The organism is Aeromicrobium sp. WCS2018Hpa-31 (assembly GCF_031843905.1).
GTDB lineage: Bacteria > Actinomycetota > Actinomycetes > Propionibacteriales > Nocardioidaceae > Aeromicrobium.
Window position 1 is genome coordinate 271,319 of sequence record NZ_JAVTJF010000003.1, and the last position, 26,190, is coordinate 297,508.

General features: G+C 72.8%; 25 protein-coding genes and 1 riboswitch. Of the genes, 16 read left to right on the plus strand and 9 right to left on the minus strand.

All coding sequences use genetic code 11. The annotated features are described in order from the left end of the window. Window positions 1-5: 5 nt before the first annotated feature. Complete coding sequence (locus RQG84_RS05270; protein ID WP_311209166.1) at window positions 6-1,805, minus strand: CocE/NonD family hydrolase; 1,800 nt, start codon at window positions 1,803-1,805, stop codon at window positions 6-8. 121 nt (window positions 1,806-1,926) lie between these two features. Here RQG84_RS05270 and RQG84_RS05275 point away from each other — a divergent pair, with 121 nt between their 5' ends. Next, window positions 1,927-2,664, plus strand: a complete 738-nt coding sequence (locus tag RQG84_RS05275; protein ID WP_311209167.1) for an MBL fold metallo-hydrolase — start codon at window positions 1,927-1,929, stop codon at window positions 2,662-2,664. 239 nt (window positions 2,665-2,903) lie between these two features. On the opposite strand, the gene RQG84_RS05280 is transcribed toward RQG84_RS05275, so the two are convergent. From RQG84_RS05280 to RQG84_RS05295, 4 genes are all read right to left on the minus strand, one after another. Further along, window positions 2,904-6,086 (minus strand): heterodisulfide reductase-related iron-sulfur binding cluster, encoded by a 3,183-nt coding sequence (locus RQG84_RS05280; RefSeq protein WP_311209168.1) that lies wholly within the window; start codon window positions 6,084-6,086, stop codon window positions 2,904-2,906. Between the two features lie 180 nt (window positions 6,087-6,266). Then, on the minus strand, window positions 6,267-7,424 hold the full coding sequence (locus RQG84_RS05285; RefSeq protein WP_311209169.1) for an MFS transporter: 1,158 nt from the start codon (window positions 7,422-7,424) through the stop codon (window positions 6,267-6,269). Window positions 7,425-7,466: 42 nt separating this feature from the next. Next, entirely contained in the window at window positions 7,467-8,012 is a 546-nt protein-coding gene (locus tag RQG84_RS05290; protein WP_055962753.1) for an NUDIX hydrolase family protein, read from the minus strand. Between the two features lie 59 nt (window positions 8,013-8,071). Beyond that, the gene (locus tag RQG84_RS05295) at window positions 8,072-8,740 is read right to left on the minus strand and encodes a GPP34 family phosphoprotein (protein ID WP_311209170.1); all 669 of its coding nucleotides are present in this window, start codon (window positions 8,738-8,740) and stop codon (window positions 8,072-8,074) included. Window positions 8,741-8,794: 54 nt separating this feature from the next. On the opposite strand from RQG84_RS05295, the gene RQG84_RS05300 reads away from it, so the two are divergent. The 8 genes from RQG84_RS05300 to RQG84_RS05335 all read left to right on the plus strand — a co-directional run bounded on the left by RQG84_RS05300 (window position 8,795) and on the right by RQG84_RS05335 (window position 15,267). After that, complete coding sequence (locus RQG84_RS05300; protein ID WP_311209171.1) at window positions 8,795-9,202, plus strand: ankyrin repeat domain-containing protein; 408 nt, start codon at window positions 8,795-8,797, stop codon at window positions 9,200-9,202. Between the two features lie 58 nt (window positions 9,203-9,260). Further along, window positions 9,261-9,371: riboswitch (TPP riboswitch) on the plus strand. Next, the gene (locus RQG84_RS05305) at window positions 9,361-9,996 is read left to right on the plus strand and encodes an ECF transporter S component (RefSeq protein WP_055962763.1); all 636 of its coding nucleotides are present in this window, start codon (window positions 9,361-9,363) and stop codon (window positions 9,994-9,996) included. It overlaps the preceding riboswitch by 11 nt. Window positions 9,997-10,055: 59 nt before the next feature. Continuing rightward, window positions 10,056-11,435, plus strand: coding sequence for an ABC transporter ATP-binding protein (locus tag RQG84_RS05310; protein WP_311209172.1), 1,380 nt, complete (start codon window positions 10,056-10,058; stop codon window positions 11,433-11,435). Further along, the gene (locus RQG84_RS05315) at window positions 11,432-12,160 is read left to right on the plus strand and encodes an energy-coupling factor transporter transmembrane component T (RefSeq protein WP_311209173.1); all 729 of its coding nucleotides are present in this window, start codon (window positions 11,432-11,434) and stop codon (window positions 12,158-12,160) included. Before RQG84_RS05310 ends, RQG84_RS05315 begins: the two co-directional genes overlap by 4 nt. 73 nt (window positions 12,161-12,233) lie before the next feature. Next, window positions 12,234-12,692: a MaoC family dehydratase gene (locus RQG84_RS05320; RefSeq protein ID WP_055962769.1), complete on the plus strand. Its 459-nt coding sequence runs from the start codon at window positions 12,234-12,236 to the stop codon at window positions 12,690-12,692. Between the two features lies 1 nt (window position 12,693). Continuing rightward, the gene (locus RQG84_RS05325; RefSeq protein WP_056579633.1) at window positions 12,694-13,917 is read left to right on the plus strand and encodes an acyl-CoA dehydrogenase family protein; all 1,224 of its coding nucleotides are present in this window, start codon (window positions 12,694-12,696) and stop codon (window positions 13,915-13,917) included. 10 nt (window positions 13,918-13,927) lie between these two features. Continuing rightward, on the plus strand, window positions 13,928-14,752 hold the full coding sequence (locus RQG84_RS05330; RefSeq protein ID WP_311209174.1) for an SDR family oxidoreductase: 825 nt from the start codon (window positions 13,928-13,930) through the stop codon (window positions 14,750-14,752). A gap of 131 nt (window positions 14,753-14,883) precedes the next feature. Continuing rightward, window positions 14,884-15,267: a hypothetical protein gene (locus RQG84_RS05335; protein WP_311209175.1), complete on the plus strand. Its 384-nt coding sequence runs from the start codon at window positions 14,884-14,886 to the stop codon at window positions 15,265-15,267. Window positions 15,268-15,340: 73 nt separating this feature from the next. Here RQG84_RS05335 and RQG84_RS05340 read toward each other — a convergent pair whose 3' ends face one another. Next, window positions 15,341-17,470 (minus strand): PhoX family phosphatase, encoded by a 2,130-nt coding sequence (locus RQG84_RS05340; protein WP_311209176.1) that lies wholly within the window; start codon window positions 17,468-17,470, stop codon window positions 15,341-15,343. 152 nt (window positions 17,471-17,622) lie between these two features. Between RQG84_RS05340 and map the strand changes: the two genes are divergently transcribed. Next, the gene (gene map / locus RQG84_RS05345) at window positions 17,623-18,393 is read left to right on the plus strand and encodes a type I methionyl aminopeptidase (protein WP_056556620.1); all 771 of its coding nucleotides are present in this window, start codon (window positions 17,623-17,625) and stop codon (window positions 18,391-18,393) included. Between the two features lie 135 nt (window positions 18,394-18,528). Further along, complete coding sequence (locus RQG84_RS05350; RefSeq protein WP_311209177.1) at window positions 18,529-20,463, plus strand: zinc-dependent metalloprotease family protein; 1,935 nt, start codon at window positions 18,529-18,531, stop codon at window positions 20,461-20,463. Between the two features lie 57 nt (window positions 20,464-20,520). On the opposite strand, the gene RQG84_RS05355 is transcribed toward RQG84_RS05350, so the two are convergent. Further along, the gene (locus RQG84_RS05355; RefSeq protein WP_311209178.1) at window positions 20,521-21,948 is read right to left on the minus strand and encodes an amidase; all 1,428 of its coding nucleotides are present in this window, start codon (window positions 21,946-21,948) and stop codon (window positions 20,521-20,523) included. A 46-nt stretch (window positions 21,949-21,994) separates the two neighbouring features. Between RQG84_RS05355 and RQG84_RS05360 the strand changes: the two genes are divergently transcribed. After that, complete coding sequence (locus RQG84_RS05360) at window positions 21,995-22,885, plus strand: rhodanese-related sulfurtransferase (RefSeq protein WP_311209179.1); 891 nt, start codon at window positions 21,995-21,997, stop codon at window positions 22,883-22,885. Window positions 22,886-22,888: 3 nt separating this feature from the next. Here the strand turns inward: RQG84_RS05360 and RQG84_RS05365 are convergent, their stop codons facing one another. Both RQG84_RS05365 and RQG84_RS05370 read right to left on the minus strand, forming a co-directional pair. After that, window positions 22,889-23,512 (minus strand): hypothetical protein, encoded by a 624-nt coding sequence (locus RQG84_RS05365; protein ID WP_311209180.1) that lies wholly within the window; start codon window positions 23,510-23,512, stop codon window positions 22,889-22,891. Between the two features lie 55 nt (window positions 23,513-23,567). Beyond that, entirely contained in the window at window positions 23,568-24,110 is a 543-nt protein-coding gene (locus RQG84_RS05370; RefSeq protein WP_311209181.1) for a hypothetical protein, read from the minus strand. Window positions 24,111-24,208: 98 nt separating this feature from the next. On the opposite strand from RQG84_RS05370, the gene RQG84_RS05375 reads away from it, so the two are divergent. From RQG84_RS05375 to RQG84_RS05390, 4 genes are all read left to right on the plus strand, one after another. After that, window positions 24,209-24,583 (plus strand): metalloregulator ArsR/SmtB family transcription factor, encoded by a 375-nt coding sequence (locus tag RQG84_RS05375; RefSeq protein ID WP_311209182.1) that lies wholly within the window; start codon window positions 24,209-24,211, stop codon window positions 24,581-24,583. Further along, on the plus strand, window positions 24,580-25,065 hold the full coding sequence (locus RQG84_RS05380) for an SRPBCC domain-containing protein (RefSeq protein ID WP_311209183.1): 486 nt from the start codon (window positions 24,580-24,582) through the stop codon (window positions 25,063-25,065). Before RQG84_RS05375 ends, RQG84_RS05380 begins: the two co-directional genes overlap by 4 nt. A gap of 11 nt (window positions 25,066-25,076) precedes the next feature. Then, window positions 25,077-25,712: a maleylpyruvate isomerase family mycothiol-dependent enzyme gene (locus tag RQG84_RS05385; RefSeq protein WP_311209184.1), complete on the plus strand. Its 636-nt coding sequence runs from the start codon at window positions 25,077-25,079 to the stop codon at window positions 25,710-25,712. A gap of 66 nt (window positions 25,713-25,778) precedes the next feature. After that, window positions 25,779-26,171, plus strand: a complete 393-nt coding sequence (locus tag RQG84_RS05390) for a DUF6157 family protein (RefSeq protein ID WP_311209185.1) — start codon at window positions 25,779-25,781, stop codon at window positions 26,169-26,171. The last annotated feature ends 19 nt before the right edge of the window (window positions 26,172-26,190 follow it).

Sequence of the window (26,190 nt, forward strand, 5' to 3'; positions counted from 1 at the left end):
CCTGCTCAGACGAGCGGCAGCGTGAGCACCTGGTTCGCCGATCCGGTCGTGATCGTCACCGGCGCCGAGACGAGGCCGCCGCGGTAGTTGACCGAACCGCCGGCGACCACGAGGCGCAGGGCGTGACCCTTCGCGAAGCGGTGCGCGATGCCGGGGAGGGTCACGGTGAACGGCTGCCCGGCGTCGGGCACCCGCACCGGCGCGACGAGGTCGCGCACGACGGTGCCCTTGCCGTCGCGGCCCACGTCGAGGACCTTCACGAAGACCACGACCTTGCCGGCGTCGAGGGCCTGCGTGAGAGCCGCGGTGGGAGCCGTGACGGACAGGTCGAGCGTGGGGGAGCCCACGACCGTCAGCGGTGCCGTGAGGGCGGGGGTGGTCCAGCTCGCGGACGTCCCGGGCAGGTCCAGCTCCGGCAGCGCGATCGGCAGCTGTGAGCCGACGACGTCGATCGTGCCGAGGGAGGTGGGTGCGCCGGCGGGTCCCGTGAGCAGCGTCTGCGCCCCCTTCGCCACGGCGCCCCTCGAGCGGGTGAGCTCCTTGCCGGAGAGGTAGAAGGGCGTGCGTGAGCCGATGGGGAACGTCGAGCTCGTCGCGTACGCCGGACGGGCGTTGCCGGTGTAGGGGACCCAGTCGCGGAAGTAGGAGAACAGCGGCCCGGTGTCGGTCCTCTGACCCTTGAGGTAGTGGTCGAACCAGGCGCTGAGGCGCGCGGTGAGGTGCTGGCCGGCGATGCTCGGGGCGTCGAAGTCGATCTCGCCGGGTGCGTTGGGGCCGGAGTGGCCGCCGTTGATCCACACGAGCTTGGTGGGCACCTTCTGCTTCCGGAGCGCCTGGAAGGTGGCCGTGCCCTCGTTGAGGTTGAACAGCGTGTCCGACTGACCCTGCAGCAGGAGCGTGGGGATGCGCACCTGCTTCACGTAGCTGGCCACGGAGCGTCTGCGCAGCTCCTGGACGGTGCCCGGGTCGAGCGTCCCGGTGACGCCGGCGGTGACCACGGCCGGGCACACGAACGCCACGAAGTTGGGGCAGCCGGCGATGCGTGAGGGGTCCTGCGGCGCTCCGGTGAAGCCGTCGAGCGCGCCCTTGCCGACGAAGCCGAGCGCCCAGACGAGCTTGGCCGCACCGGGAGTGGCCGAGCTGACCCCCGTCTGCGAGGTGTTGTTGGGCGAGAGGGAGTAGCTGAGGTCGTTCCACGTGGCGCCGGGGACGATCGTGTCGAGGCGCGGGTCGATGGCCGCGGTGGCGAACTGGATGCCACCGCCGTAGGAGATGCCGACCATGCCCACGCGGGGGTCGTTCCGCGAGACCGTCCCGAGCTGGTTCCTCGCGTCGCGCTTCACGACCGTCAGGGCGGGCGCCTTCTTCGTCAGGCCGGCGTCGAGGTAGGCCGTGCCGGTGGCGCCGCCGAGGTAGCCGATGATCTGGCTGGCGGCCTTGCCGTCGACCGCGGGGTCGTCGAGGGAGATCGGGCAGCCCGAGCCGCCGAAGCCGAGCCCGGAGTAGCTGATCACGGCGTAGCCGCGCGACGCGAAGAGCTTCCCGAGACCGGCCTGGTCGTCCTTGGACCCGCCGAAGCCGTTGGTCGTGAGGATGGCCGGCACCGGCTTCCTCGCCGTGGCCGTGCGGGGCAGGTACTGGTCGGCCACGATGGTGCACTTCTGGTCGTTCTTCTCCCCGACGGTCACGCGGAACCACAGCGAGGTGACGGTGTACGGCGCGGCAGCAGCCGTGGCGGTGGGTGCGGCGGCGAGCCCGGCCAGGACGAGGGCGGCGGACAGGGCGGTCAGGACGGCTCGACGCACGGTGGCTCCTCGACTGGTACGCGGGTACAGGTTGCAACGAGCAACCGTGAGGTGGGTCACGGGGACGAAGGTCCCGACTCGGGGCTGCCGAGGCTGACGCCTGCGGGGGTAGCGTCGGCGTATGCTCACGCAGATCGGTGACGGGGTGCACCTCTCCGGCGGCACGGACGTCAACTGGGTGCTGGTGCAGGACGGCGACGCCCTGACGGTCGTCGACACCGGCTACCCCGGGGACGCGGACCGACTGGACGCGTCGGTGCGGGAGCTCGGACTCGTGCCCGGCGACGTCTCGGCCGTGCTGGTGACGCACGCGCACGTCGACCACGTCGGCAGCGTCGCGCGCTGGTGGGAGCACCACGGGGTGCCGGTGCTGATGCACGCCGACGAGGTGCCGAACGCGACGGGGGAGCGGGTCGAGTCGGCCACCACCCTCGACGTCGCGCGTCGGGCCTGGCGCCCGCGGACGGCGCTGTGGGCTGCCCGGATCTCTCGGCTGGGCGCGACGTCGCACCCCACCTTCGAACACGCCCGCGCGTGGACCGACGGTGCGCCGCTCGACGTGCCGGGCGCCCCGGTCCCGGTGCACACGCCGGGCCACACCAGCGGCCACGCGGCGTACCTGTTCGCTGCGGCCGGCGTGCTGGTCACCGGCGACGCCCTGGTGACGGGCCACGCGATCTCGCGTCGGCGCGGCCCCCAGCAGCTGCCCGGCTTCTTCACGGCCGACGGTGTGCAGGCGGAGCGCTCGCTGGAGCGGCTGCGCGCCCTCGACGCCGACACCATCGCCCCCGGTCACGGCCCGGCCTGGCAGGGGTCCCTGGGCGACGCCGTCGACCAGGCCCTCGCCCCCCGGCCCTGACTCGTCAGAGGTACGTGGCGCGCGGAATCGACTCGTCAGAGGTAGGTGGCACGCGGATAGGAGGCGCGTATCCGCGTGTCACCTACCTCGGGGTGCCGGGGTTGCGCGGGCCACCTACCTCCCGCGGCCGGCACCGTGCGAAGGCGCCCGTCCGCCTGTCGGGGCGTGGCACGGGGACGAAGACGACGAGAGGGCGCCCGCGTGGTGCGGGCGCCCTCTCGGCTGGGATCGGTCGTGCGTCAGGCCTTGGGCTCGTCCTCGCCCTGGGGCTCCTCGTCCTTGGCCGCGTCGGTGGCCGCGGTCGAGACGTCCGTGCCCGACGGGTTCGCGTCGCTCAGCGGCGCGACGTCGTCGGACTCCGGGTCGGCGTTCGGCGCGTCCTCGACGGCGACGACCTCCGACGGTGCCTCGGGTGAAGCAGCGGCGGCTCCGTCGGTGTCGGCCTTGGCCTCCACGTCGGCAGCGTCGGCCTCCTCCTCGCGCGCCCCCTGCTCGACGACACCACCGTCGACGGGCTCGTCCTCGGCGGGTGCGGGCTCGTCGGCGGTGGCCGGGCTGGCCTCGTCGTCGCCCCCAGCACCATTGCTCGGGACGGTCTCGACCTCGGGGTCGGTCGTGTCGCCGGGCTCGGGCTCCGGGTCGGGCTCGGGTGCACCGTCGGACGAGGTGGTGGACTCGGCCTTCGGCTCGTCCCCACCCTCCTCGGCCTTGTCGTCGGTGGCGGGCTTGGCCGGCTGCGGGGGAGCGTCGACCTGGACGGGCTCGTCCTTCTCGGTCTCGGACTCGTCACCGTCGGCGCCGGTCTCGTCGGCCTTCGACGTCTCGGCGGCGGGCGTCTCGTCCCCGGACTCGTCGCTCTCGGTCGAGGCCTTCGCGCCGTCCGTCTCGGCCTCGTCCGCACCGGGTGCCTGGCCGGCGTCGCCGGAGGTGTCCGCGGCCCGACCCAACTCGTCGACGTCCATGTTGTGCTTGGCGGCGACCTCGACGTCCTCCTCGCGCGACGTCGTGGCGGGCTCGTCCTGCGGCTCGTCGTCGGGGACGTCGGTCGCCTCGGGCTCCTCGTGGGCGTCCGCGGCCGGCGCGGCGTCCTCGGTGTCGCTGATCGAGGCGTCGTCGGCCTGGTCGGTCGCGTCGGGCTCGGCGTCCGTGGCCTGGTCGGAGGACCCGGCCGCCGCGGCCGCGGCGGTGGCCGCCTCGGCCTCGTCGACGACGTCGGCGGACTCCTCGGCCGTCGGCTCGGGAGCCCGCTTCACGGCGGCGAGCAGCATCTGTGCGACGTCGAGGACCTCGACCTCCTCGCGGGCCTCGCCGGCCGCCTGCTGGGCGGTCAGGCCGTCCGACAGCATGACGCGGCAGAACGGGCAGCCCACGGCGATCTGGTCGGCACCGGTGGCCACGGCCTCCTGCGTGCGGTTCACGTTGATCCGCGACCCGAGGTTCTCCTCCATCCACATGCGCGCGCCACCGGCGCCGCAGCAGAAGGAGCGCTCGGAGTTGCGCGGCATCTCGGCGAACTTCGCGCCGGGGATGACGCTGAGCAGCTCGCGCGGCGCCTCGTAGACCTGGTTGTGACGACCGAGGAAGCAGGGGTCGTGGTAGGTGATCGTCTTCTCGGGCTCGGCTGCGGCGGCACCGGCCTTGCCGGCCACCGGCGTCAGCCTGCCCTCGCGCACGAGGCGGTTGAGTAGCTGCGTGTGGTGCACGACCTCGAGCTCGACGCCGAACTCGGCGTACTCGTTCTTGAGCGAGTTGAAGCAGTGGGCGCAGGTGGAGACGACCTTCTTGGCCTTGGTCTCCTTGAGCACCTCGGCGTTCTCCATGGCCAGCTGCATGAAGACGATCTCGTTGCCGGCTCGACGCGCGGGGTCGCCGGTGCAGGTCTCGCCGTCACCGAGGACGGCGAAGTCGACGCCGGCGGTGTTCAGCAGCTCGGCCACGGCCTGCGTGGTCTTCTTGGCACGGTCCTCGAAGGCGCCGGCGCAGCCGACCCAGAACAGCCACTCGACCTCGTCGAGGCTCTCCACGTCCACACCGACCTGCTTGACCTCGAAGTCGAGGTCCTTGGCCCAGTCCATGCGGTGCTTGGGGTTCATGCCCCACGGGTTCCCCTTGCGCTCCAGGCCCTTGAAGATGTTGTTGAGCTCGGCCGGGAAGTTGGACTCCACGAGCACCTGGAAGCGGCGCATGTCGTCGATGTGGTCGACGTGCTCGATGTCGACGGGGCACTGCTGCACGCACGCGCCGCAGTTGGTGCACGACCACAGGACGTCGGGGTCGATGACGCCGTACATCTCCTCGTCGCCGATGAGCGGACGCTCGACCTCCTTCTGCTGCTCCTCGGTGCGCTCGTCCTCGGGGATCGCCAGGGCGGGGATCTTGGCGTAGGCGTGCTCGCGCAGGCCCATGACCAGCAGCTTGGGGCTGAGCGGCTTCTCGGTGTTCCAGGCGGGGCACTGGCTCTGGCAGCGACCGCACTCGGTGCAGGTCGTGAAGTCGAGCAGACCCTTCCAGGAGAAGTCCTCGACCCTGCCGACGCCGAGCTTCTCGAAGTCCTCCTCCTCGAGGTCCTCCATGGCCTCCATGTCGAGGGCCTTGCCGTTGATGCGGATGGGCTCGAGGCCGCCGAGGGCCGTGCCACCGTCGGACTCGCGCTTGAACCAGATGTTCGGCCAGGCGGTGAAGCGGTGCCAGGCGATGCCCATCGTCAGGTTGGTGGAGATGACGAGCAGCCAGATCATCGCCGACGTCACCTTGATCATCGCGATGACGACGATGATGTTCTCGAGGGTGTCGATGTTCTCGGCGCCCGTCGGGTAGAGGTTGCCGAAGAACTGGGCGATCGGGAAGTGGAAGCCGGTGGCGTACTCGGCGTCCTCGCCGCCACGGGCCTGCAGCAGGTTGTACTCGGCGCCGCGGATGAACAGGATCGCGGCACTCTCGAGGAAGACCATGAACTCGACGAAGTAGGCCTGACCCATCCGCGAGCCGAAGAACCGGCTCTGGCGCTGGAGGCGCTTGGGGTGCTTGACCTGGCGGTAGACCGCCAGCGGGATGATCGCGAGAGCGCCGAGCAGGCCGATGGCCTCGCTGATCCACTCGTAGAGGAAGAAGTGGCCGATGATCGGCCAGACGAACTCCGGGTCGAACAGCTGGAAGAACGCCTGGGCGACGGCCGTCGCGAGCACCAGGAACGCGAGGTAGACGAACCAGTGCAGGGCGCCGATCCAGCTCCACTGGAGCATGCGCGTGTGGAGGAACGTCTCCTTGAGCATGTTCACCGTGCGCGCGGCGGGGTCGTTCGTGCGGCCGGGTGCCGGGCCACCGGCACGGATGACGGCGGTCATCCGGCGCACGGCGACGACCGTGACGGGGATCGTGATGGCCGTGACGGCCAACGAGACGATGATCGCGACGAGCTGCATGGAGCCTCAATCCTTGGGGCGACGACCGTGACAGTTGGGCTGACAGTAGCCCCTCGCGAGCGGGTCCGCGGGGTAAGGCCACCCAAAGGTCGGGCAGGTCAGCGGTCGGTTACCGGTGGGTAGGTAAAGGCTATCCCGGGCGGCGCCGCCTTGTCCTGTCGGCGTGGTGTGAGTCGTTCGTCATCGGTCGCGCGGGACGAGCGGGATCGCGACGAGCGGGAAGAGGGCCACGAGCGCGAACGCCCACCCGTAGCCCAGCCCGGCCACGGTGAGCCCGACGACCGGCGGGACGGCCGCGCTCACCAGGTACTGGCCGGTGTTCTGGACGCCCAGCGCCTTGCCCGACCACCACGGCCCGGCCCGCTCGGCCACGGCGGTGAAGGCCAGACCGTTGTCGGCGACGGTCACGACCGTGGCCACGACGATGACGACGACGGCCAGGGGCGTCGGCTCGAGCACGCCGAGCGCCAGCATCGTCAGCGCCGCCCCGACCGCGACGATCCGCATGGGTCCCATGCGACTGCCCACCCGGTCGGACCACCAGCCCACCCCGATGCGGCCGGCCGAGCCGAGCAGCTGGGTGGACGCCACGAGCACACCGGCTGCGCCGGCGGCCCAGCCGCGCTCGTCGATGAGCCAGACGAGCATGTAGGTCCACACGGTGAACTGCGGGACGACCAGCAGGGCCGACGCGGCGTGGATGCGCACGAGCGTGACGTCGCCCCGGTAGGGGCTGCCCGTCTCGCCCGCGTCGTCGGCGTCGGCGCGGGACCGTCGTGGTGGATCGACCACCAGCAGGGCGCAGGCCACGAGGACCACCGCGTTGAGAGCGGCGATGCACAGCAGCGTCGTGCGCAGGTCGGTGGCCTGCACCGTCGTCGGAACGAAGACCGCCGCGGCCCCGACCCCGAGCGGGAGCGCGGTCTGGCGCACCCCCATGGCGGTGCCGCGGCGCTCGGGCGGGAACCAGCCCACCACGAGCCGACCGCTCGCGGCGTTGGAGCTGGCCACGCCCACCCCGGCGACGAACCAGCACGCCGCCAGTGCCGGGTAGCCGTCCACGAACGCGGCGGCGACGGTGCCGCCGGTCGTGACCACCAGACCGAGCGTCAGGGTCAGTCGCTCACCCCACCGGTCGACGACGACGCCCCACGCCACGAGCGAGACCGTGGTGCCGAGCAGCGAGGCGGACGCCAGCGCGCCGGCCTGCGGGAGGGGGAGTCCCCGCTCGAGGTGCAGGTAGGGGATGAGGAAGACGGCGGCGTTCGCGGCCACCGTCCCCGACGCCTGCGCGAGCATGCCGACGGCGAGCATCAACCATCGGTTCGGGGTGGTCACCGGACCATGGTCCGCCCGTGCCGACCGGTGCCGGCAGGGGGGTCAGGCCAGGGCGCCGACGTGGGCGAGGGCCTGCCGGACGAGCATCCCGCGCCCGCCCTCCATCTCGTCGAGGACGGCCGGGTCGAGGGCCTGCTCGGGCGTCATCCAGCTGAGCTCGAGGGCGTCCTGGCGCGGGTTGCACTCACCCGTGACCGGCACGACGTACACGAGCGCCACCGCGTGCTGGCGGGGGTCGTGCAGGGGCGTGACACCCGGCAGCGGGAAGTACTCGGCCACCGTGAACGGCACGATCGACGCCGACAGCTGCGGGAAGGCGGTGGGACCGAGGTCCTTCTCGAGGTTGCGCAGCAGCGCGTCGCGCACCGACTCGCCGTGGGTGACGCGTCCGGAGACGAAGGTGCGCGTCATGGCCCCGGTCGTGGGTGAACCACGCAGCAGCAGACCCAGGTGCTCGACCTGGCCGTGGGCGTCCACCCGGACGGGGATCCCCTCGACGTAGAGGATCGGCACGCGCGAGCGGGTCTCGTCGAGCGCGATCTCGGAGAGCCAGCCGGGATTGGGGTCAGGGGTGCGGACGGACGCCATGGCCTCATCCTCCCTCACGCGTGGGCGTGAGCCGTGTCGCCCCGGCGGGACGGCCCTCGTCAGGAGCTCGACGCGGTGGTGGAGGCCGCGATGCTGGCCGTCATCGCGGCGGTCATGGCGGCCTGGGCGTCCTGGATCGCCTTGCGGACGCCCTCGCTGGCCCAGTCGCCGTCGGCGACGACCTTGGCCCGCGCCTTCGCGGCCTTCCTCTCCCGCTTCTCGACCACGAGGCCGAGCTGGTCGGCGGCCAGGAGCAGGCCGACGAGCGGACCCGTGACCTGGTCGGCGGGCTGGTCGTGCAGGAGCACCTGCCGCATGGAGCCGACGAGCTGGTCGCGTCGTGCGACGCTGACGAGCTCGTACCGCTCCAGCCGGATGCCCAGCACGCGGCGCTGCTCGTCCCGCACGAGCCCGTCGGCCTCCAGGGACGCGAGCACGGCCTTGCGCTGCTTCTTGCCCAGGCGGGTCACGATCGCCTTCGGCGCCTGGTGACCCTTCTGCCAGACGCGCTCGAAGGCGGCCTGCAGGTCGGGATCGTCCACGGGTGTGCGGTCGGCGACGGCCACGCGGGCCTTCCGTCCCGTGCCCACGAGCTCGAGGCGACCGAGCAGCACGAGGTCGATGAGTGCCGCGCCACCGAGCGCGGGCTCGGCGGCCATCGACGGCAGCCGTACCTTGCCCGACTCCGGGTCGAGCGCCACGAGCAGGAGGTCGCGAGCCACGGTCATGCCTCGAGCGTAGGCCGACCTGCGACGGCCGTCACCCCGCCCTACGGTCGAGGGATGGACACGTCGGACGACCCCACCGCCCCCGACCGAGACGCCCTCGACCCGCGGGCCGTGGCGCTGGCGCAGGACCTGCTGGACGACGCCCGCGAGGGTCGCACCGAGCGGTTGGTGCAGCACGTCGACGCGGGCGTCCCGGTCGAGCTCACCGATGCCTCGGGCAACACGCTGCTCATGCTCGCGGCCTACCACGGGCATGCGGGGACGGTGGCCGCGCTCACCGCCCGCGGCGCCGTCGTCGACGCGCTGAACGACCGCGGCCAGAGCCCGCTGGCCGGTGCGGTGTTCAAGGGTGAGGACGCGGTGGTGCGGGTCCTGCTCGAGGCCGGCGCCGACCCGGACGCCGGTCACCCGACGGCCCGCGAGACCGCGGCGATGTTCGGACGCGCGGACCTCCTGGCCTGACCCCGGCTCACGGCCCGGACGGGCTGGGCGCGGTGGCCCGTGGACGGCTAGGCTGGCGTCACCACGACAGGGGAGCGCCGCCGCAGAGGGCGCTGAGAGTGCGGATCAGCCGCAGACCCTTGAACCTGCTCCGGTTAGCACCGGCGAAGGGAGTCACGATGAGTTCTGCATCCACGCGTACACCGACCGAGGGTCGGGCACGTCTGTCCTATCGCACCATCGACCTCGTCACGATCGCGTCGCTCGGTGTCGCGTTCGGGGTCATCTTCTGGGCCTGGGGGAAGCTCTACGGCCTCCTCGACCTGGCCGCGACGATCGGCTACCCGCCGGCCGGCGCGCTGCTCGGCGGCGGCTGGCTCCTCGCCGGGGTCGTCGGCGGGCTGGTCATCCGCAGGCCGGGTGCCGCGTTCGGCACCGAGGTGGTGGCCGCCGCGATCTCGATGTTCGTGCTCGGCGGCACCGAGTGGGGCTTCACCGTCCTGCTCTCGGGCCTCGTGCAGGGCGCCGGCGCCGAGCTGGGCTTCGCCCTCGGTCGCTACCGCCGGTGGGGTCTCGGCGTGGCCGTCCTCGCGGGCGTGCTGTCGGCCGTGTTCGCCTCCGTCTACGAGTGGAACTTCTACTACGTCGACTGGGGCCTCGCCTACAAGGTCGCCCACCTCGGCTTCTTCGCCGTGTCGGGAGCGGTCGTCGCCGGTCTGCTCGGCTGGATGCTCGTCCGCTCGCTCGCGGGCACCGGGGCGCTCGACTCCTTCGGCGCCGGTCGCGACGCCGCCGGAGAGGGCGTGCAGGCCTGACCGCCCTGACCACCACCCGACCCGTCGAGGTCCGCCTCGACGGGTTCGGGTGGCGGCCGGTGGGTCACGCCCGACCCGTCGTGGCCGACCTCGACCTGCACGTCCCCGCGGGCCAGCGGGTGCTGCTCGCGGGGCCGAGTGGCGCCGGGAAGTCGACCCTCCTGCTGGCGCTCGCCGGTGCGCTGGGCGAGTCCGTGCCCGGGGACCTCTCGGGATCGGTCCGCGCCGAGGGCGTGCGGGGTCTCGTGACGCAGCAGCCCGGCGACGCCGTGGTGTCGGCCCGCGTGGGCCGCGACGTCGCCTTCGGGCCCGAGAACCTCGGTCTCGACCACGACGAGACGTGGCGCCGGGTCGACGCGGCGCTCGACGCGGTCGGCCTGCCCTACGGTCGTGAGCACCCCACCGACGCGCTCTCCGGCGGAGAGACCCAACGTCTGGCCCTGGCCGGTGCCCTCGCGCTGCGCCCCGGTCTGCTGCTGCTCGACGAGCCGACCTCGATGCTCGACGAGGCCTCGGCCGCCGAGGTCCGACGGGCGGTCACCGACGCCGTGGCGTCGACGGGCGCGACGCTCGTGGTGGTGGAGCACCGCATCGGACCCTGGCTCGACCTCGTGGACCGGGTGGTCGTCCTCGGCCGTGACGGTGGCGTGCTCGCCGACACGGACCCGACCACCTTCGTGGCCGCGCACCGTGAGTCCCTCGGCGCGGCCGGGGTCTGGATGCCCGGGCTCGCGGCTCCTGTCCCGGTGCTCCCGGACCGGGGGCTGGTGGCCCCGGACGAGGGCTCGGTGCCGCTCGACGTCGAGCGGCTCACGGTCGAGCTGGTGCGTCGCTCGTGGCGCGGCACCACCCGCACCCGCGCCCTCGACGACGTCGGCCTGCGCCTGGTCGACGGCGCCGCGCACGCCGTCGTCGGTCCGTCGGGGGCGGGCAAGTCCACGCTGCTCGCGGCGTGCGCCGGTCTGCAGGCCCCCACCTCGGGAGCGGTCGAGCGCGCGGGCGAGCCGCTGCACCGGATGCGGTCGTCGGCACTGGCGGCCGTGTCGGGCTGGGTGCCGCAGGTCCCCGAGCACGGCCTGCTCACCACCACGGTGCGCGACGAGGTCGCCTTCACCGCGGGCCGGCTCGGCCGAGCCGCCGACGTCGACGCGGTGCTGGACCACCTCGGACTCGGTGCCCACGCGGACCGGAACCCCTACCGGCTCTCCGGTGGTGAGCAGCGACGGCTCGCCCTCGCCGCCGCGCTGGCGCACCGGCCCGGCTCGGTGCTGCTCGACGAGCCGACCGTCGGCCAGGACCGGCTCACCTGGGCCGCGGTGGCCGGCTGGTGGCGTGCCGCCGCGGACGCCGGGGCCGTCGCGGCGGCCGCCAGCCACGACGCCGAACTCGTGGCGCTCGCCGACCGGGTCCACCGGCTCGACGCGGGGCGGCTCGCATGACGACCCGGCAGACCGTTCCCACCGGTCGACGGTCGCTCCTGCTGCGCGTGAACCCGCTGGCGCTCGCCGTGGTGGGCGTCGCTGCCGTGCCCGGGTCGCTCGCCGTGCGGACGCTGCCGATCGCCCTGGTGACCGTGGCGGCCTACGCCGTCGTGCTCCTGATGGTGGTGCCGTCGGTGCGGTACACGCTGCTGTGCCTGGCGCTCGCGGCCTTCGCGGGCCTCACGGTCGCCTACTCCACGTGGCGTCTCGGCGGGCACGACGAGACGCTGGCCCTCACCGCGGGCCTGCGCATCGTGGTGCTCGCCTGGCCGGGCGCCGTGGTGGCGGTGTTCGTCGACCCGGCCCGGCTCGGCGACCACCTGGCGCAGAACCTCCGGCTGCCGGCGCGGCCCGTGGTGGCGGTGACGTCGGCGCTGCAGCAGGCCGCCGGTCTGCTGGTCACCTGGCAGCAGCTCGTGCGAGCGCGCCGGGCCCGGGGCGCGGGACCGGCCGGTGGCCCGGTCGCCCGCTCCCGCTACGGCGGCGGCCTGGTCTTCGCCCTGCTCGTCTCCTCGTTGCGCGGTGCGTCGCGCCAGTCCATCGCCCTGGACGCGCGCGGCTTCGCGTCGGCCCACGGCCGGTCGTGGGCCGAGCCGGCGCCGTGGACCCGGCTCGACGTGGCCGTCGCGGTCGGCGGGGCCCTGCTCGCCGCCGTCCCGGTGGTGCTCCTCGTGGCGGTCTAGCCAGGACCTGGGTCACGCACTAGGGTGCGAACTAAGCAAGCGCTTAGCCGACGCCACTTCCGGAGGTACCCCCATGGTCCGCGTGTTCGACAGTCTCGACGCCTTCAAGGCAGCCGCCGGGGAGGAGCTCGGCACCAGCGACTGGGTCACCGTCACCCAGGAGCAGATCAACACGTTCGCCGACGCCACCGGCGACCACCAGTGGATCCACGTCGACCCCGAGCGCGCCGCGTCGGGCCCGTTCGGCGGCACCATCGCGCACGGCTACCTCACGCTCTCGCTGCTGCCGGTCTTCGTCGAGCAGATCTACTCGATCCAGGGCCTGGCGTTCGGCATGAACTACGGCGCGAACAAGGTGCGCTTCCCCGCCCCGGTCCCGGTCGACTCACGGCTGCGGGCCACCGCGACCCTCGTCGAGACCCGCGACATCCCGATCGGCACCCAGGGCATCGTCAACGTGGTCGTCGAGCGCGAAGGCTCCGACAAGCCGGTATGCATCGCCGAGGTCATCTACGTCATGGCCGGTGCCTGAGATGCACTTCGCCTTCGACGAGACCACCACCGAGCTCATCCAGAAGCTCGAGACCTTCATGGACGAGAAGGTCTACCCCGCCGAGCACGAGGCCGAGCAGCAGATCAAGGCCTTGTACGACGAGGACCGCTGGGACCCGCCGGCCGTGCTCGACGGCCTGAAGACCGAGGCGCGCGAGCGCGGTCTGTGGAACTTCTTCCTCGCCGGCCACCCGGAGGAGGGCGGTCTGACGAACCTGCAGTACGCCCCGCTCGCCGAGATCACCGGCCGGTCCATCCAGCTCGCTCCGGCGGCCATCAACTGCGCCGCGCCCGACACGGGCAACATGGAGGTGCTGACGATGTTCGGCACCGACGAGCAGAAGGAGCAGTGGCTGAAGCCGTTGCTCGCCGGCGAGATCCGGTCCGCGTTCGCCATGACCGAGCCCGACGTGGCCTCGTCGGACGCCACCAACATCGAGCTGTCGATCGTGCGTGACGGCGACGAGTACGTCATCAACGGCCGCAAGTGGTGGATCACCGGCGCGATGAACCCGAACTGCCAGGTCTTCATCGTCATGGGCAAGACCGACACGTCGGCCGAGCGCCACCGCCAGCAGTCGATGATCCTCGTCCCCCGCGACACCCCCGGGCTCGAGGTCGTGCGCGGCATGCACGTGTTCGGCTTCCACGACCGCGACCACGGCGGCCACGCCGAGCTGAGGTTCACCGACGTCCGCGTGCCCGCCACGAACCTCATCGGCGGCGAGGGCGAGGGCTTCGCCATCGCCCAGGCGCGCCTGGGGCCCGGCCGCATCCACCACTGCATGCGCTCGATCGGCCTGGCCGAGCGTGCGGTCGAGCTCATGTGCGAGCGTGCGCTCAGCCGCACCACCTTCGGCAAGCCGATCGCCCAGCAGGGTGTGGTCCAGGACTGGATCGCCGAGTCGCGCGTCAAGCTGGAGCAGCTGCGCCTGCTGACCCTCAAGACCGCCTGGCTCATGGACACCGTGGGCAACCGCGGCGCCCACAAGGAGATCCAGGCGATCAAGATCGCCACCCCGCAGACGGTGGAGTGGATCCTCGACAAGGCCATCCAGGTGCACGGCGCCGGTGGGCTCAGCCAGGACTTCCCGCTCGCGGAGATGTTCGCCGGGATCCGCACCCTGCGCTTCGCCGACGGACCCGACGAGGTGCACAAGGCCTCGCTCGCCCGCGCCGAGCTGAAGAAGTACGCGGCACGATGAGGACTGCTCGATGAGGATCGAGGGAGCGTCGGCCGTCGTCACCGGGGCGGCCGGCGGCATCGGCCTCGCCGTGGCCCGGGCCCTGCTCGAGCGTGGTGCGGGCTCGGTCGTGCTGGCCGACCTCGACGGCGACCGGCTCGACGCCGCCGCCGACGCCCTGGTCGACGAGTTCGGTGACCGGGTGCACCGCCGCGCTGCCGACGTGACGAGCGAGATCGGCGTCGACGCGGTGCTGCAGAGCGCCCCGACGCCGGTCGACCTCTACGTCGCCAACGCGGGCGTGTTCCGCGGCTTCGGACTCGAGGCCTCCCCGGAGGACTGGGCCGCGTCGTGGGACGTCAACGTCATGGGCCACGTCGCCGCCGCGCGGGCACTGGTGCCCGGGTGGGTCGAGGGCGCGACCGCAGAGAGCGGTCCGGCGGGGTGCTTCGTGAGTGTCGCGTCCGCCGCGGGCCTGCTCACCCAGCTGGGCTCGCCGACCTACTCGGTGACCAAGCACGCGGCCGTCGGCTTCGCCGAGTGGCTCGCCGCCACCTACGGCGACCGCGGCGTGCAGGTCACCTGCGCCTGCCCCATGGGTGTGCGCACGGCCATGCTCGAGTCGGGCGAGACGAGCGACGACCCCGACGCGACCCTCGGGATGCGCGCGGTCACGTCGGCGGGCAACGCGCTCGAGCCGGCCGAGGTCGCGGCGACGATCCTCGACGCCGTGGAGGCCGGCCGCTTCCAGGCCCTGCCCCACCCCGACGTCGCCACCATGTGGGCCCAGAAGGCCGCCGACCCGGACCGCTGGATCTCCGGCATGCAGCGCTACCGCCGCCACCTCGAGGCCTGACCCGTCCCTCCCCGCCCCCGCGTTCTGACGCGTTCGCGTCGATTCCTCGGCGCGAGACCGACGCGAACGCGTCGAAACGCGAAGGCGGGGAGGGGAGGAGTGGGCCGGCGTCGCTCGGTAGGGTCGCGGCCATGAAGATCGGACCCGGCCTCGTGGTGCCCGCCCTCGCCGAGCTGGTGCTGCTCGCCCTCTACGTGACCGACGTGCTGGGCGACGCCGCCTGGCCCGACGGCTTCGTCGTGCCCGGTCGCGTGGTCGTGGTCGTCGCCGCCGTCGTCATCGCCGGGATCTGCTACCAGGCGTGGGCGAGCGTGACCTCGCAGCAGCGGACCCCGCTCGTGCACGCCTCGGCCGGCGCGTCGCTGGTCGGCGGCGCCGCCCTCGCCTCCGCGGTCACCGCTGCCGAGGCCGGTCGGATCTTCGGCGCCCCCGCGCTGGCCACGCTCGGGACGGCCGCGCTCGTGGCCGCCGTGGTGTGCCACCAGCTGTCGTCGGCGCGCCGCTCCCTGTCCTGACCCACGCACGCACCACGACGGGCCCCGACCGCCATGGTCGGGGCCCGTCGTCGTGCGCGTGTCGTGCCGTGCGTCAGACGCCGATCTCGCGGCCGTCCTTGCGCCACACCACGGCCACCGAGGGACGCGGGACCGACGAGCCGCCGTCGGGCCAGTGCGACGCCGGGGCGTCCGCCGACGCGCCGTCCTTCTCGCCCGGGTGCTGGACGCAGACGAGCACGCGGTGCCTCTGCACCACCGGCCCGCAGGTCTCGGCCCCGAGCGGGACGGTGAGGAACTGGCGGGTGAGGCCGCGGTCGCGACCCTCCACCGCCACGCCGAACAGCCCGTCGTTCGAGCCGAGCGCGTTGCCGTCCGTGGAGACCCAGAGGTTGCCGTGCCGGTCGAACGTCACGTTGTCCGGGCAGGAGATCGGCGAGACCTGGCTCTTGTCGTAGCCGCCGAAGTACGTGGCCGGGTCGTTCGGGTCGCCGCACACCAGCAGCAGGCTCCACGCGAACCGGGTGGCGCCGCTGTCGTTGCGGTGCTCCGTCAGCTCGAGCACGTGGCCGTTCTTGTTGGCGTTGCGCGGGTTGGCCTCGTCGGCACCGGCCTTGCCCGCCGCACCTCGGTTCGAGTTGTTGGTCAGGGCCACGTAGACCTTGCCGCTCACGGGGCTCGGCTCCACGTCCTCGGGGCGGTCCATCTTGGTGGCGCCCGCGACGTCGGCGGCCTGCCGGGTGAACAGCAGCACCTCCTCGGCCGTGAAGCCCTTCACGAACGACTTCGTGCCGCTCACGAGCGGGATCCAGGTGCCCGAGCCGTCGAACTCGCCGTCCTTCGGGAGCGTGCCCGTGCCGTCGATCTGCGACGTGGGGGAGTCGCCGGTCAGCTTCGCGACGTAGAGGGTGCCGTGGTCGAGCAGCGTGTCGTTGTGCCGCTTGGCCGACGCGGACCGGCCCTTCTTCATGCGGTCGCGCGAGACGAACTTGTACAGGTAGTCGAAGCGCTCGTCGTCGCCCATGTAGACGGCGACCCGTCCGTCCTTCGTGATGCGGGGCTGGGCGGCCTCGTGCTTGAAGCGGCCCAGGGCGGTGCGCTTGCGCGGGACGGCGCGGGGGTCGTACGGGTCGACCTCGACGATCCAGCCGAAGCGGTTGACCTCGTTGGGCTCCTTCGCGAGGTCGAAGCGGTCGTCGAACTTCTCCCACTGGCGCTCGCTCGCGGTGCCGGCGACGCCGTAGCGGGCGAGTCGCGCCGCGGTCGTCGGGTCGGTCACCGTGGCGGCGTTGGCGAAGTACTGGTTGAAGTTCTCCTCGGCCGTCAGCCACGTGCCCCAGGGCGTGGTGCCGCCGGCGCAGTTGTTCAGGGTGCCGAGCACGGTGCGACCACGCGGGTCGGCCTTCGTGCGCACGAGCGGGTGGCCGGCCACGGGACCGGTGAGCCGGAACTCCGTCTGGGTGTGGAAGCGGCGGTTCAGCTGGTGCCCGACGACCGGCTCCAGCGACCCGTTGCGGGTCTCCCGGACCGCCACCACGGACAGGCCGTGCGCGGCCCACGACGTCTCGACCTGCTCGCGCGTCGGGTTGGCCGGGTCGTAGCCGGGGTACATGAGCTCCTCGCTCGTGTACTCGTGGTTGGCGACCAGCAGCTGCGTGCCGCGCGAGAGCGGCAGGAGCGCGAGGAAGTCGTTGTTGAAGCCGAACTGGCGACGCTGAGCGGCGGCGCTCTGCCGGTCGACCGACCAGCGCGGGGAGTCCTTGAACAGCGGGTCGCCCCAGCGGATGACGACGTCCTGGCGGTAGCCGGCCGGCACCGTCACGGCGTCGGCGGTGTTGGGGGCGACGGGCTCGAAGCGCAGGCCGTACGGACCCTTGCCCTTGGGGGCGGGGCCGGGCTTGCCCTTGGGGCCCTTGGTGGCGGGGGCCGTGGGCACGGCGGCGGCCGGCCCTGCGAACGCCGCGGTGGCGGCCGTGGCGGCGCCGATCACGGCACCGGCGCGCAGCACGCCGCGGCGGCTGGCCGCACGAGCCATCACGTCGGCGAACGTCTCGTTGTCCGACGTGTTGGGCGCGTCGTGGGCGCAGGCGTCGCCGCAGCGGTAGCGACAGGTGAGGGCGGCGCGTCCGGACGCGCAGGGCGCCTCGGGCGGGCAGGTTCCGGCGGCACCCTCGGTGGGGAGGGTCACGACGGGGAGCAAGGGGCGTTCGGGCGTGATCGTCACGGAAGTCCTCCAGAGCGGGGGAGCGTCGGGCCGCCCCCCTTCGACGCCATGACGGTAGGAGCGCCGCCGGACGCCGACGTGGACCCTGGGTGAACAGGAGGTGACGGTACTTAGGGCCCGGGCCCGTGGTCCGGCGGACTACGCTCGATCCCATGGCGATCGAGCTCCGCACCCCCGACCAGGTCGACGAGATGCGTGCGGCCGGGCGCTTCGTCGGCGAGGTCCTCACGGCCCTCGTGGACGCCGCCGACGTGGGGGTCGACCTGCTCGACCTCGACGCGCTCGCGCACCGCATGATCCGCGAGCGCGGAGCCGAGTCCTGCTACATCGACTACGCGCCCTCGTTCGGCCGCGGGCCCTTCGGCAAGGTCGTGTGCACGTCGGTCAACGACGCGGTCCTGCACGGGCTGCCGCACCGCTACCGGCTGCGCGACGGCGACCTGGTCACGTTCGACTTCGCGGTCTCGGTCGACGGCTGGGTCGGTGACTCCGCCGTGAGCGTCGTGGTCGGCACCCCGCGTGAGGAGGACCTGGCGCTCATCGCCGCCACCGAGGAGGCCCTCGAGGCGGGCATCGGCGCGGCCCGCGCCGGCAACCGGCTGGGTGACATCAGCGCCGCCATCGGCGACGTCGCGCGCTCCCACGGACTCAAGGTCAACACCCAGTTCGGTGGCCACAGCGTCGGCCGCACCATGCACGGCGACCTCCACCTGCCCAACGACGGCCGGGCGGGGCGCGGCGTGAGGCTCGACCCGGGGCTCGTCATCGCGATCGAGCCGTGGTTCCTGCAGACCACCGACGAGATCGTCATGGACCCCGACGGCTGGACCATCCGCAGCGCCGACGGCTCCCGCGGAGCCCACAGCGAGCACACCATCGCGGTCACCGAGGGCGACCCGATCATCCTCACCGCGCGCGACTGACGCGGCGCGTCGCGACGGCTCGTACGCGGGACTGGTGCGTTCGCCCCAGTGCGCCGCAAGTCCCTCCGTTCGTGTGACTTTGGTCCTACGCTGACGGCGGGAGTGTAGGTCGAGGGAGCTTGGGAGGGCCCCGCGATGCGTCGTGTCGCCATGTCTGTGGGAGCGCTGTTGGTCGCCGCCGTGCTGGTGGCCGTACCGAGGAGCGTGTCGGCGCAGGAGCCGACGATCAGCTCGAGCGGTGACGAGGTCGTGTACACCGACCCCGCGTTGGAGGGGGAGCCCACCGCGACGGTCGAGGGTGTGCTGCGCGAGGTCGTGGTCGAGCGGGCGGAGTCCGACGGCCACGGGGAGGGTGGCCACGTGGGCGCCGAGGTCGGCGAGCCGGTGCTGGTGACCGACGACGGGTCGGTCGTCCCGGTCGACCTCGAGGCCCTCGCGGGCGGTGAGGAGGCGCTGGAGGAGCTCGACCTCGCCGGCGCCCCGGTCGTCGCCGAGCTGGTCGAGAGCGCCTCGCTGGAGTCCGCGCTCGACGGCACCGTCACGCAGGCGGTCGACGTGGCGACCGCGGTGTTCGACCGGAGCGAGACCACCGCGACGACGGGCGCGCACCGCGCCTACGTCGCGATCGTGGCCAACAGCGGCAGCGTCGACGCCACGAGCACGATCGAGTCGAGGATCGCCGCGGGACTCACCTGGTGGTCGCAGGAGGCCGGGGCGACCTTCTCCCGGGCGGGGACGGTGCGGTACTCGTCCGCCCGCGCCGACCGGTGCGGGTTCGACGACGTCAGCGGCCTGTGGAGCGAGGCCATGCAGCGGTTCCCGACGGTCGACTTCTCGGCGGAGGGCAACCACCTGGTGGTGGTCGTCGACGACCAGTGCGACGGCACCGGCGTGGGCACGATCGGCGGATCGGTGGCCGACGGCGGACTGGTGACCCTCACGGAGTCCTCGCGCGTCTTCACGCCGACCCTCGTGCACGAGGTCGGTCACAACCTGGGCCTGCGCCACGCCAACCTCGAGTCCGTGGAGTACTGGGACCTCTACAGCCCCATGGGGCTCGCCGTGTCCGGCTCGGGCACGACCGCGCTCGACACCGAGTACCGCGCCCAGCTCGGACTGGCGGGCTCCGGCGAGGTCGAGGTCGTTCCGTCCGGCACGGCGGTCACCCGCACCCTCGCCGCGCGCGGTTCGACCTCCGGCCTGCGAGGTCTGGAGGTCCGCTCCGGCGGCACGAGCCACTGGGTGGAGTGGCGGCCGGCGACGGGCCGCGACGCGTCGAGCTACTACGCCCGCGAGGCGACCGGCTCGGTGTGGGTCAGCGGCACGAGGAAGTACCCCACCGGGGTCACGGTGAGCACCCGGGCCACCGACGGGACCGGCGTGACGTCCTTGCGACCGCGTCTGGACGGGACGGTGCGCCAGGGCGCGTGGAGGGCCGGACAGTCGTACGTGTCGGGCTCGGTGACGGTCCGCGTCGACGCGATCTCCTCGACCGCCGCCACCGTCACGGTGGCGAACGGCGTCACGGCTCCTCCCGCAACGGTCGTGTCCGCGACGCCGCTCGTCTCGGGTGTCGCCAAGGTCGGGTCCCGGCTCACGGGACGGACGGGGACCTGGACGCCGGGCGTCACGTTCGCCTACCAGTGGCGGCTCGACGGTGCGACCGTGACCGGGGCGACGGCGCCGACGTTCGTCCCGGCCGCGTCGCACCGCGGCAAGCGCGTGTCGGTCCGGGTGACCGGGTCGCTCCTCGGGCTGCTCCCGATCTCGCGGACGTCGGCCTCGACGGCTGCGGTGGTCCCGGGGACGCTCACCCACTCGACGCCGAGGATCTCCGGCACCGTGAAGGTGGGCCGTCGACTGTCCGCCCTCCGCGGGACCTGGACGAGCGGAACCACGTTCTCCTACCGCTGGTACGCCAACGGCAAGGCGATCTACCGGGCGACGAGGTCGACCTACGTGCCGACGAGGGGCGTGAAGGGCAAGCGGCTCACCGTCAAGGTGACCGGACGGAAGTCCGGCTACACGACGGTCACGAGGACGTCGGCGCGGACCACCACCGTGAAGTGAGCCGGCGGCCCGTCCTCGGTGGAGGGCAGGCGAGGACGTCGTCGCCCGGTCTCTCGCTCAGTCGTGGACGGGAGGACGTGGCGGACGACGCCGGTTCCACGGGTCGGCCTCCTCGACCTGCGCACACAGGGAGAAGAGCGGTCCGTCCTCGCCGGGGCGTCCTGCGAGCATGACGCCGACGGGCAGACCGTCGACCTCGACGAGCGGCAGGCTCGCTGCGGGGACCCCGGCCATGTTGTAGACGGCCGTGTAGGGCGTGAAGGCCAGCTCGCGACGGTGGTCCTCCGCCGGGTCGCCGGACTCGGTGAACCAGGCGACGGGCTGGGGAGGCAGGGCCAGGGTGGGCGTGAGCCAGGCGTCGAACCCGGACATCGACGTGACGACGTCGCGCGTGGTGGCCTCCAGGAACTGCATCGCGCGAGCCAGGTCGGCGGCGCTGTGCGTGCGACCGCGCTCCAGCCAGTAGCGGGTGGTGCCGCGCAGCAGGTCGAGACCCTCCTCCGGGATCGGGGCCGCCGCCATGCCGCTCGACCACACCACGTTGAACTGCGGCTCCAGCTCGGGCGGGAACGGGTTCTCGACGTCGACCACCTCGTGGCCGAGCCCGCGCAGCACCTCGGTGGCGTGCTCCCAGGCCGCCACCGACCCCGCCGAGGCCTCGAGCCCGGGCAGGTAGGGGTCGACCCAGCGAGCGATGCGCAGCCGACCCGGCCGTCGACCGGCCCAGGCGGCGAACGGCTCGACGGGGTCGGGGAGCGGTCGCAGGTCGCCGGGCATCGGGTGGGCCATGGCGTCGAGCAGGGCCGCCGCGTCGCGCACCGTGCGGGCGATCGGGCCGTCGCCGGCGAGTCCGCTCCAGTCCGAGCCGACGGGTCCGGCGCTCACGCGTCCGCGGCTCGGCTTGAACCCGAACACCCCGCAGCAGCTCGACGGGATGCGGATGGATCCACCGCCGTCGCTGCCCTGGGCCAGCGGGACGAGCCCGGCGGCGACCGCCGCTGCCGCCCCACCGGAGGACCCGCCGGCCGTCCGGTCGAGGTCCCACGGCGTGCGCGCCGGCCCGACCACGTCGTTGTCGGTGTAGGAGGAGAGACCCAGCTCGGGAGTGTTCGTCTTGCCCAGGCTGACGAACCCGGCCCGCTCCACGAGCGTGACCACGTGGGCGTCGACGTCGGGGACGTGGCCGGCCATGAGCCGCGAGCCGAGCGTGGTGCGCACACCGGCCGTCGACGTCAGGTCCTTGAACGCCGTCGGCACGCCGAGGAACGGCGGCAGGGCCTCGGGCGACGCCGCACGTCGGGTGGCGTCGGCGTCGCGTGCCGCCTGGAGGCCGCGCTCGTGGGTCACGGTCACGAAGGCACCGAGCGCGGCCCCGTGGTCGTCGATGCGGCGCAGGTGGTGCTCCACCAGCTCGAGCGACGTGGTCTCGCCCCGCGCGAGGGCGTCGGCCATGGCGTGGGCGTCGAGCTCGTGCAGCGCGGTCACCCGTCCAGCGTGCCACGCGTCGATCGGCTCGGGGACAATCGACGGCGTGGCCGTGCCGAAGGTGATCCTGTTCTACGTCTTCACGCCGCTGCCCGACCCCGAGGCGATCCAGGTGTGGCAGCGCCAGCTCGCGGGCTCGCTCGGTCTGCGCGGCCGGGTGATCGTGTCACCGCACGGCATCAACGCGACGCTCGGTGGCGACCTCGACGTGCTCAAGAGGTACGTGCGGGGCCTGCGCGACTACGCGCCGTTCCGTGGAGCCGACGTCAAGTGGTCGGCCGGACGCGCGCTCGACGACGGCGTGACCACGGCGCTCTTCCCGCGGCTGTCGGTCAAGGTGCGCGACGAGGTCGTCACCTTCGGAACCCCCGACGAGGTCCAGGTCGACGCGCAGGGTGTGGTCGGCGGCGGCACGCACCTGACCCCCGCCCAGCTGCACGACCTCGTGGCCGAGCGCGACGACGTCGTGCTGTTCGACGGACGCAACAGGATCGAGTCGGAGGTGGGCCGGTTCGCCGGTGCCGTCCGACCCGACGTCGAGACCACCCGCGAGTTCGTGGAGCTGCTCGACTCCGGCGCCTACGACGACCTGAAGGACCGCCCGGTCGTCACGTACTGCACGGGCGGCATCCGGTGCGAGGTCCTCACCCCGCTCATGCGCAGCCGCGGGTTCGGCGAGGTGTACCAGCTCGACGGCGGCATCCACCGCTACGGCGAGACCTTCGGGGACGGGGGTCTGTGGGAGGGGTCGATGTACGTGTTCGACGCGCGCACCACGGTCGAGTTCAGCCCCGACGCGACCGTGGTGGGACGCTGCGACACGTGCGGCACCGCCAGCCGCGACGTCGTCGACTGCGCCGACCTGGCCTGCGTGCGGCAGATGGTGCGTTGCCCGTCGTGCGCGGCGGCCTCGTCACGGTGCGCCGCGCACGCCTGAGGGTCAGGCCCAGGACCAGGACGCCAGGATGGAGTGGTCGACGTCGTCGCGCTCGGACTCGGACTGGTCCGCGTTGTGCGAGAACGTGATCACGTAGCCCGTCCCGTCGACGGTGAGCGTGTACTGGTCGACCCGGTACTCGTTGCCGTTGAGGTTGAACAGGCCCGTCGTGTGCACGGCCTCCTGGCCGTCGACGACGAACGGCTCGCGCACGGAGATCTCCGTGACGTCGGCCTGCTCCAGCGCGTTCGTGATGGCGTCCGCCAGGTCGTCGCCCTCGAGGCTCGTGATGGTGGGGTCGGTGACCACGTTGACGTTGTCGGCGAAGCCGTCCTTGTCGGTGGAGTCGAGCGCGAGGGTGATCGCGGTGCCCTGCAGGTCGGTGTTCTTCTCCCAGCCCTCCGGCACCGTGTAGCTGAAGCCGTCGGCCTCGATCGTGTCGCCCGAGGCGGGCTCGACGTCGGAGGTGGCGGCCGAGTCGCTGCTCGACGCCGAGCTCGAGGCGTCGGGGTCGTCGGACCCGCCGTCGCCCCCTCCGCAGGCGGCGAGCACCAGAGCGGCCACCGAGGCGACGAGGGCGGACCGGACGGGACGGTGCTGGACGGGGTGAGGCTGGAGGCGGCGCATGCCCGGAACCTAGCCGCGCACGCGGGGCGTCGCACGTCCAGCCCCCGAGCGGGCCTCAGCCGAGCTCGCCACCGTCCCAGTCGGGGTTCGACAGACGTCGCTGCATCGCGATGTTGAGGTCGCTCACCACGAGCGCCACCTGGCGGGCGACGAAGTCGTTCACCCGGCGCTGCAGCGCCTCGGTGGGCTCGGGGTGGATCTCGTCGATGCGGACCTCGAGCCGGTGCCCCTCGGCCGAGCCCTCCATGGACTCGACGCCCTCGCGGACGACGAGGAGGTCCACGACGTCGGCGCCGCCGAGCGCGGGCCACACGGTCACCCGCAGGCCGAGGCGCGCGGCCGTGGAGGTGCGTGACTGCACGACCACGCGCACGGTGACCGCGCCCGCTGCCGGTCGGCGGTAGCCGTCGGGCGGGCTCAGCTGCAGGGCGCCGTCGGTGTCGACGTCGATCTCGAACTCGTGCAGGAGCGGGCGACCGATCTGGCGCTCGGCGGTGGCGACCAGCAGGCCGCGCAGGCGGCGGGCGCAGTCGTCGAGCTCGGCGTAGGAGAGACCACCGCGACCGGCGAGGAGGGGGTCGACGTCGTCGGGGCTCATGCAGGCAGTATCGCGCACCCGAGATCAACCGGATGGTTGACAAGGCTGAGGAGCAGGTCTACGTTGTGATCAACCACATGGTTGAGAAAGGATCTCCGATGGCCGACCAGCTCTCGCAGGTGTTCGCGGCGCTCGCCGACCCGACCCGACGCGACATCGTCGCCCGGCTCGCCGTCGCCGACGCCACCGTGGGTGAGCTCGCCGAGCCCTACGACGTCAGCCTCCAGGCGGTCTCCAAGCACCTCAAGGTGCTCGAGGGCGCCGGGCTCGTCACCAAGGGCCGCGCGGCCCAGACCCGACCGGTCCGACTGGAGGCGGAGGTGTTCGACCTCATGGAGAAGTGGATCGAGCGCTACCGGCGCCAGGCCGAGCAGCGCTACCAGCGGCTCGACGCCGTGCTCGCCGACCTGAACGGGACCACCGAGGACGGTGCCACCGACGGCACCACCACCACCGAAGGAGCAGCATCATGACCAGCACGCGCCAGCAGCAGGCCGAGGCCGCCATCGAGGCCGACCCCACGGTCCCGGCCATCCACATCACCCGCGACTTCGCCGCCACCGCGGCCCAGCTCGTCAGGGCACACACCGACCCGGAGCTGTTCGTCCGGTGGATCGGGCCGAACGGCTACGTGACCACGATCGACCACTGGGACGGGCGCACCGGCGGCAGCTACCGCTACGAGCACGCCGGACAGGGCTTCCACGGCTGCTTCCACCACGTGTCCGACGACCGGCTCGTCCAGACGTTCACCTGGGAGGGCATGCCCGAGGGCGTCTCGCTCGACACCATGACGTTCGAGGACCTGGGCGACGGCCGCACGCGCATGCACGCCACCAGCCTCGTCGGCTCCTTCGAGGCCCGCGACGGGATGCTCAGCAGCGGCATGGACGTCGGCGTGAACGACGGCTACGCCAAGCTCGACGCACTCCTCGCCGACGGGGCCCTGGGGTGAGCGGTTCCCGAGTGAGTGGACCCGCCGAGGACCACCGCCGGGTCGCAGCCGACTTCACGACCGTCGTCGAGGGCGTGACCGACTGGGACGCACCCGCACCGGTGGAGGGGTGGGCGGCGCGCGACGTCGTCGACCACCTCGTCACCTGGTTCCCGGCCTTCCTCGCCGGCGGGGGAGTCGCGCTCGACGTCGACCTGCCGAGCGACGATCCTGGTGGTGCTGTCCGCCGCCCACGGCCCGGCACCCCCGCCGGTGCTGTCCGCCGCCCGCGGCCCGGCACCCCCGCCGGGGCCTGGCGCGCCCACGCCGATGCCGTGCAGCACCTGCTGGACGGTCCCGACGCCGACCGCCCGTTCACCCACCCGCACGCCGGCACCCATCCGCTCGACCAGGCGGTCGCGCAGTTCTACACGGCCGACGTCTTCATGCACACCTGGGACCTCGCGCGGGCGAGCGGCCAGGACGTCGACCTCGACGCGGACCGCTGCGCCGCCATGCTCGCCGGCATGCGGCCGATCGAGGAGATGCTGCGCGCGTCCGGTCAGTACGGCCCGGCCGTGCCCGTGCCCGACGACGCGTCGGTGCAGGACCGGTTCGTCGCCTTCATCGGACGCGACCCCGCCTGGGCGCCCTCGGCGCGAGCCTGACCGCGACGCTGGATTTCCGTCGGCGCGCCGGTGCACGATGGCAGCAGGACGATCCAGGAGCGCCCCATGGCCCAGCACACGACGAACTACACCGACACCTTCATCGCCGTCGCGCCCGACTGCCCGGCCACGGTCGCCGAGGTCCCTCCCGAGCGCGCCACTCCGAGCGTCGCCCGCATCCAGTACGACATGCTCGCCGACGCCCCCTACGCGCACACGTCCGACGACGTGGTGCACGCCTCGCAGGGCGAGCGTCGGGGCATCGACCGCGACACCTTCTTCGCCAAGGGCCAGGCCTGCCTGCGGGCCTCGCCCCTCGTCAAGCGCTACGGGTGGGGCCTGCACCACGACGCCGAGGGCCGGGTGGCGCTGGTCCCGGTCGAGTCGACCGAGTACGCCGCATTCCTCGCCGACGACGCGCTCGAGCACCGGGCCGGCATGAGGTCGTCCCGCGCCTGAGCGCGCGATCGTCCCGAGG

Excerpts from the sequence above, each read along its gene's own strand:
- RQG84_RS05390 (WP_311209185.1), top strand. The coding sequence starts at position 25,779 with ATGGCCCAGCACACGACGAACTACACCGACACCTTCATCGCCGTCGCG.
- RQG84_RS05290 (WP_055962753.1), bottom strand. The coding sequence starts at position 8,012 with ATGGCGTCCGTCCGCACCCCTGACCCCAATCCCGGCTGGCTCTCCGAG.
- map (WP_056556620.1), top strand. The coding sequence starts at position 17,623 with ATGGCGATCGAGCTCCGCACCCCCGACCAGGTCGACGAGATGCGTGCG.
- RQG84_RS05365 (WP_311209180.1), bottom strand. The coding sequence starts at position 23,512 with ATGCGCCGCCTCCAGCCTCACCCCGTCCAGCACCGTCCCGTCCGGTCC.
- RQG84_RS05305 (WP_055962763.1), top strand. The coding sequence starts at position 9,361 with ATGAGTTCTGCATCCACGCGTACACCGACCGAGGGTCGGGCACGTCTG.
- RQG84_RS05350 (WP_311209177.1), top strand. The coding sequence starts at position 18,529 with ATGCGTCGTGTCGCCATGTCTGTGGGAGCGCTGTTGGTCGCCGCCGTG.
- RQG84_RS05330 (WP_311209174.1), top strand. The coding sequence starts at position 13,928 with ATGAGGATCGAGGGAGCGTCGGCCGTCGTCACCGGGGCGGCCGGCGGC.
- RQG84_RS05380 (WP_311209183.1), top strand. The coding sequence starts at position 24,580 with ATGACCAGCACGCGCCAGCAGCAGGCCGAGGCCGCCATCGAGGCCGAC.
- RQG84_RS05375 (WP_311209182.1), top strand. The coding sequence starts at position 24,209 with ATGGCCGACCAGCTCTCGCAGGTGTTCGCGGCGCTCGCCGACCCGACC.
- RQG84_RS05335 (WP_311209175.1), top strand. The coding sequence starts at position 14,884 with ATGAAGATCGGACCCGGCCTCGTGGTGCCCGCCCTCGCCGAGCTGGTG.
- RQG84_RS05325 (WP_056579633.1), top strand. The coding sequence starts at position 12,694 with ATGCACTTCGCCTTCGACGAGACCACCACCGAGCTCATCCAGAAGCTC.
- RQG84_RS05320 (WP_055962769.1), top strand. The coding sequence starts at position 12,234 with ATGGTCCGCGTGTTCGACAGTCTCGACGCCTTCAAGGCAGCCGCCGGG.
- RQG84_RS05280 (WP_311209168.1), bottom strand. The coding sequence starts at position 6,086 with ATGCAGCTCGTCGCGATCATCGTCTCGTTGGCCGTCACGGCCATCACG.
- RQG84_RS05300 (WP_311209171.1), top strand. The coding sequence starts at position 8,795 with ATGGACACGTCGGACGACCCCACCGCCCCCGACCGAGACGCCCTCGAC.
- RQG84_RS05370 (WP_311209181.1), bottom strand. The coding sequence starts at position 24,110 with ATGAGCCCCGACGACGTCGACCCCCTCCTCGCCGGTCGCGGTGGTCTC.
- RQG84_RS05275 (WP_311209167.1), top strand. The coding sequence starts at position 1,927 with ATGCTCACGCAGATCGGTGACGGGGTGCACCTCTCCGGCGGCACGGAC.
- RQG84_RS05295 (WP_311209170.1), bottom strand. The coding sequence starts at position 8,740 with ATGACCGTGGCTCGCGACCTCCTGCTCGTGGCGCTCGACCCGGAGTCG.
- RQG84_RS05315 (WP_311209173.1), top strand. The coding sequence starts at position 11,432 with ATGACGACCCGGCAGACCGTTCCCACCGGTCGACGGTCGCTCCTGCTG.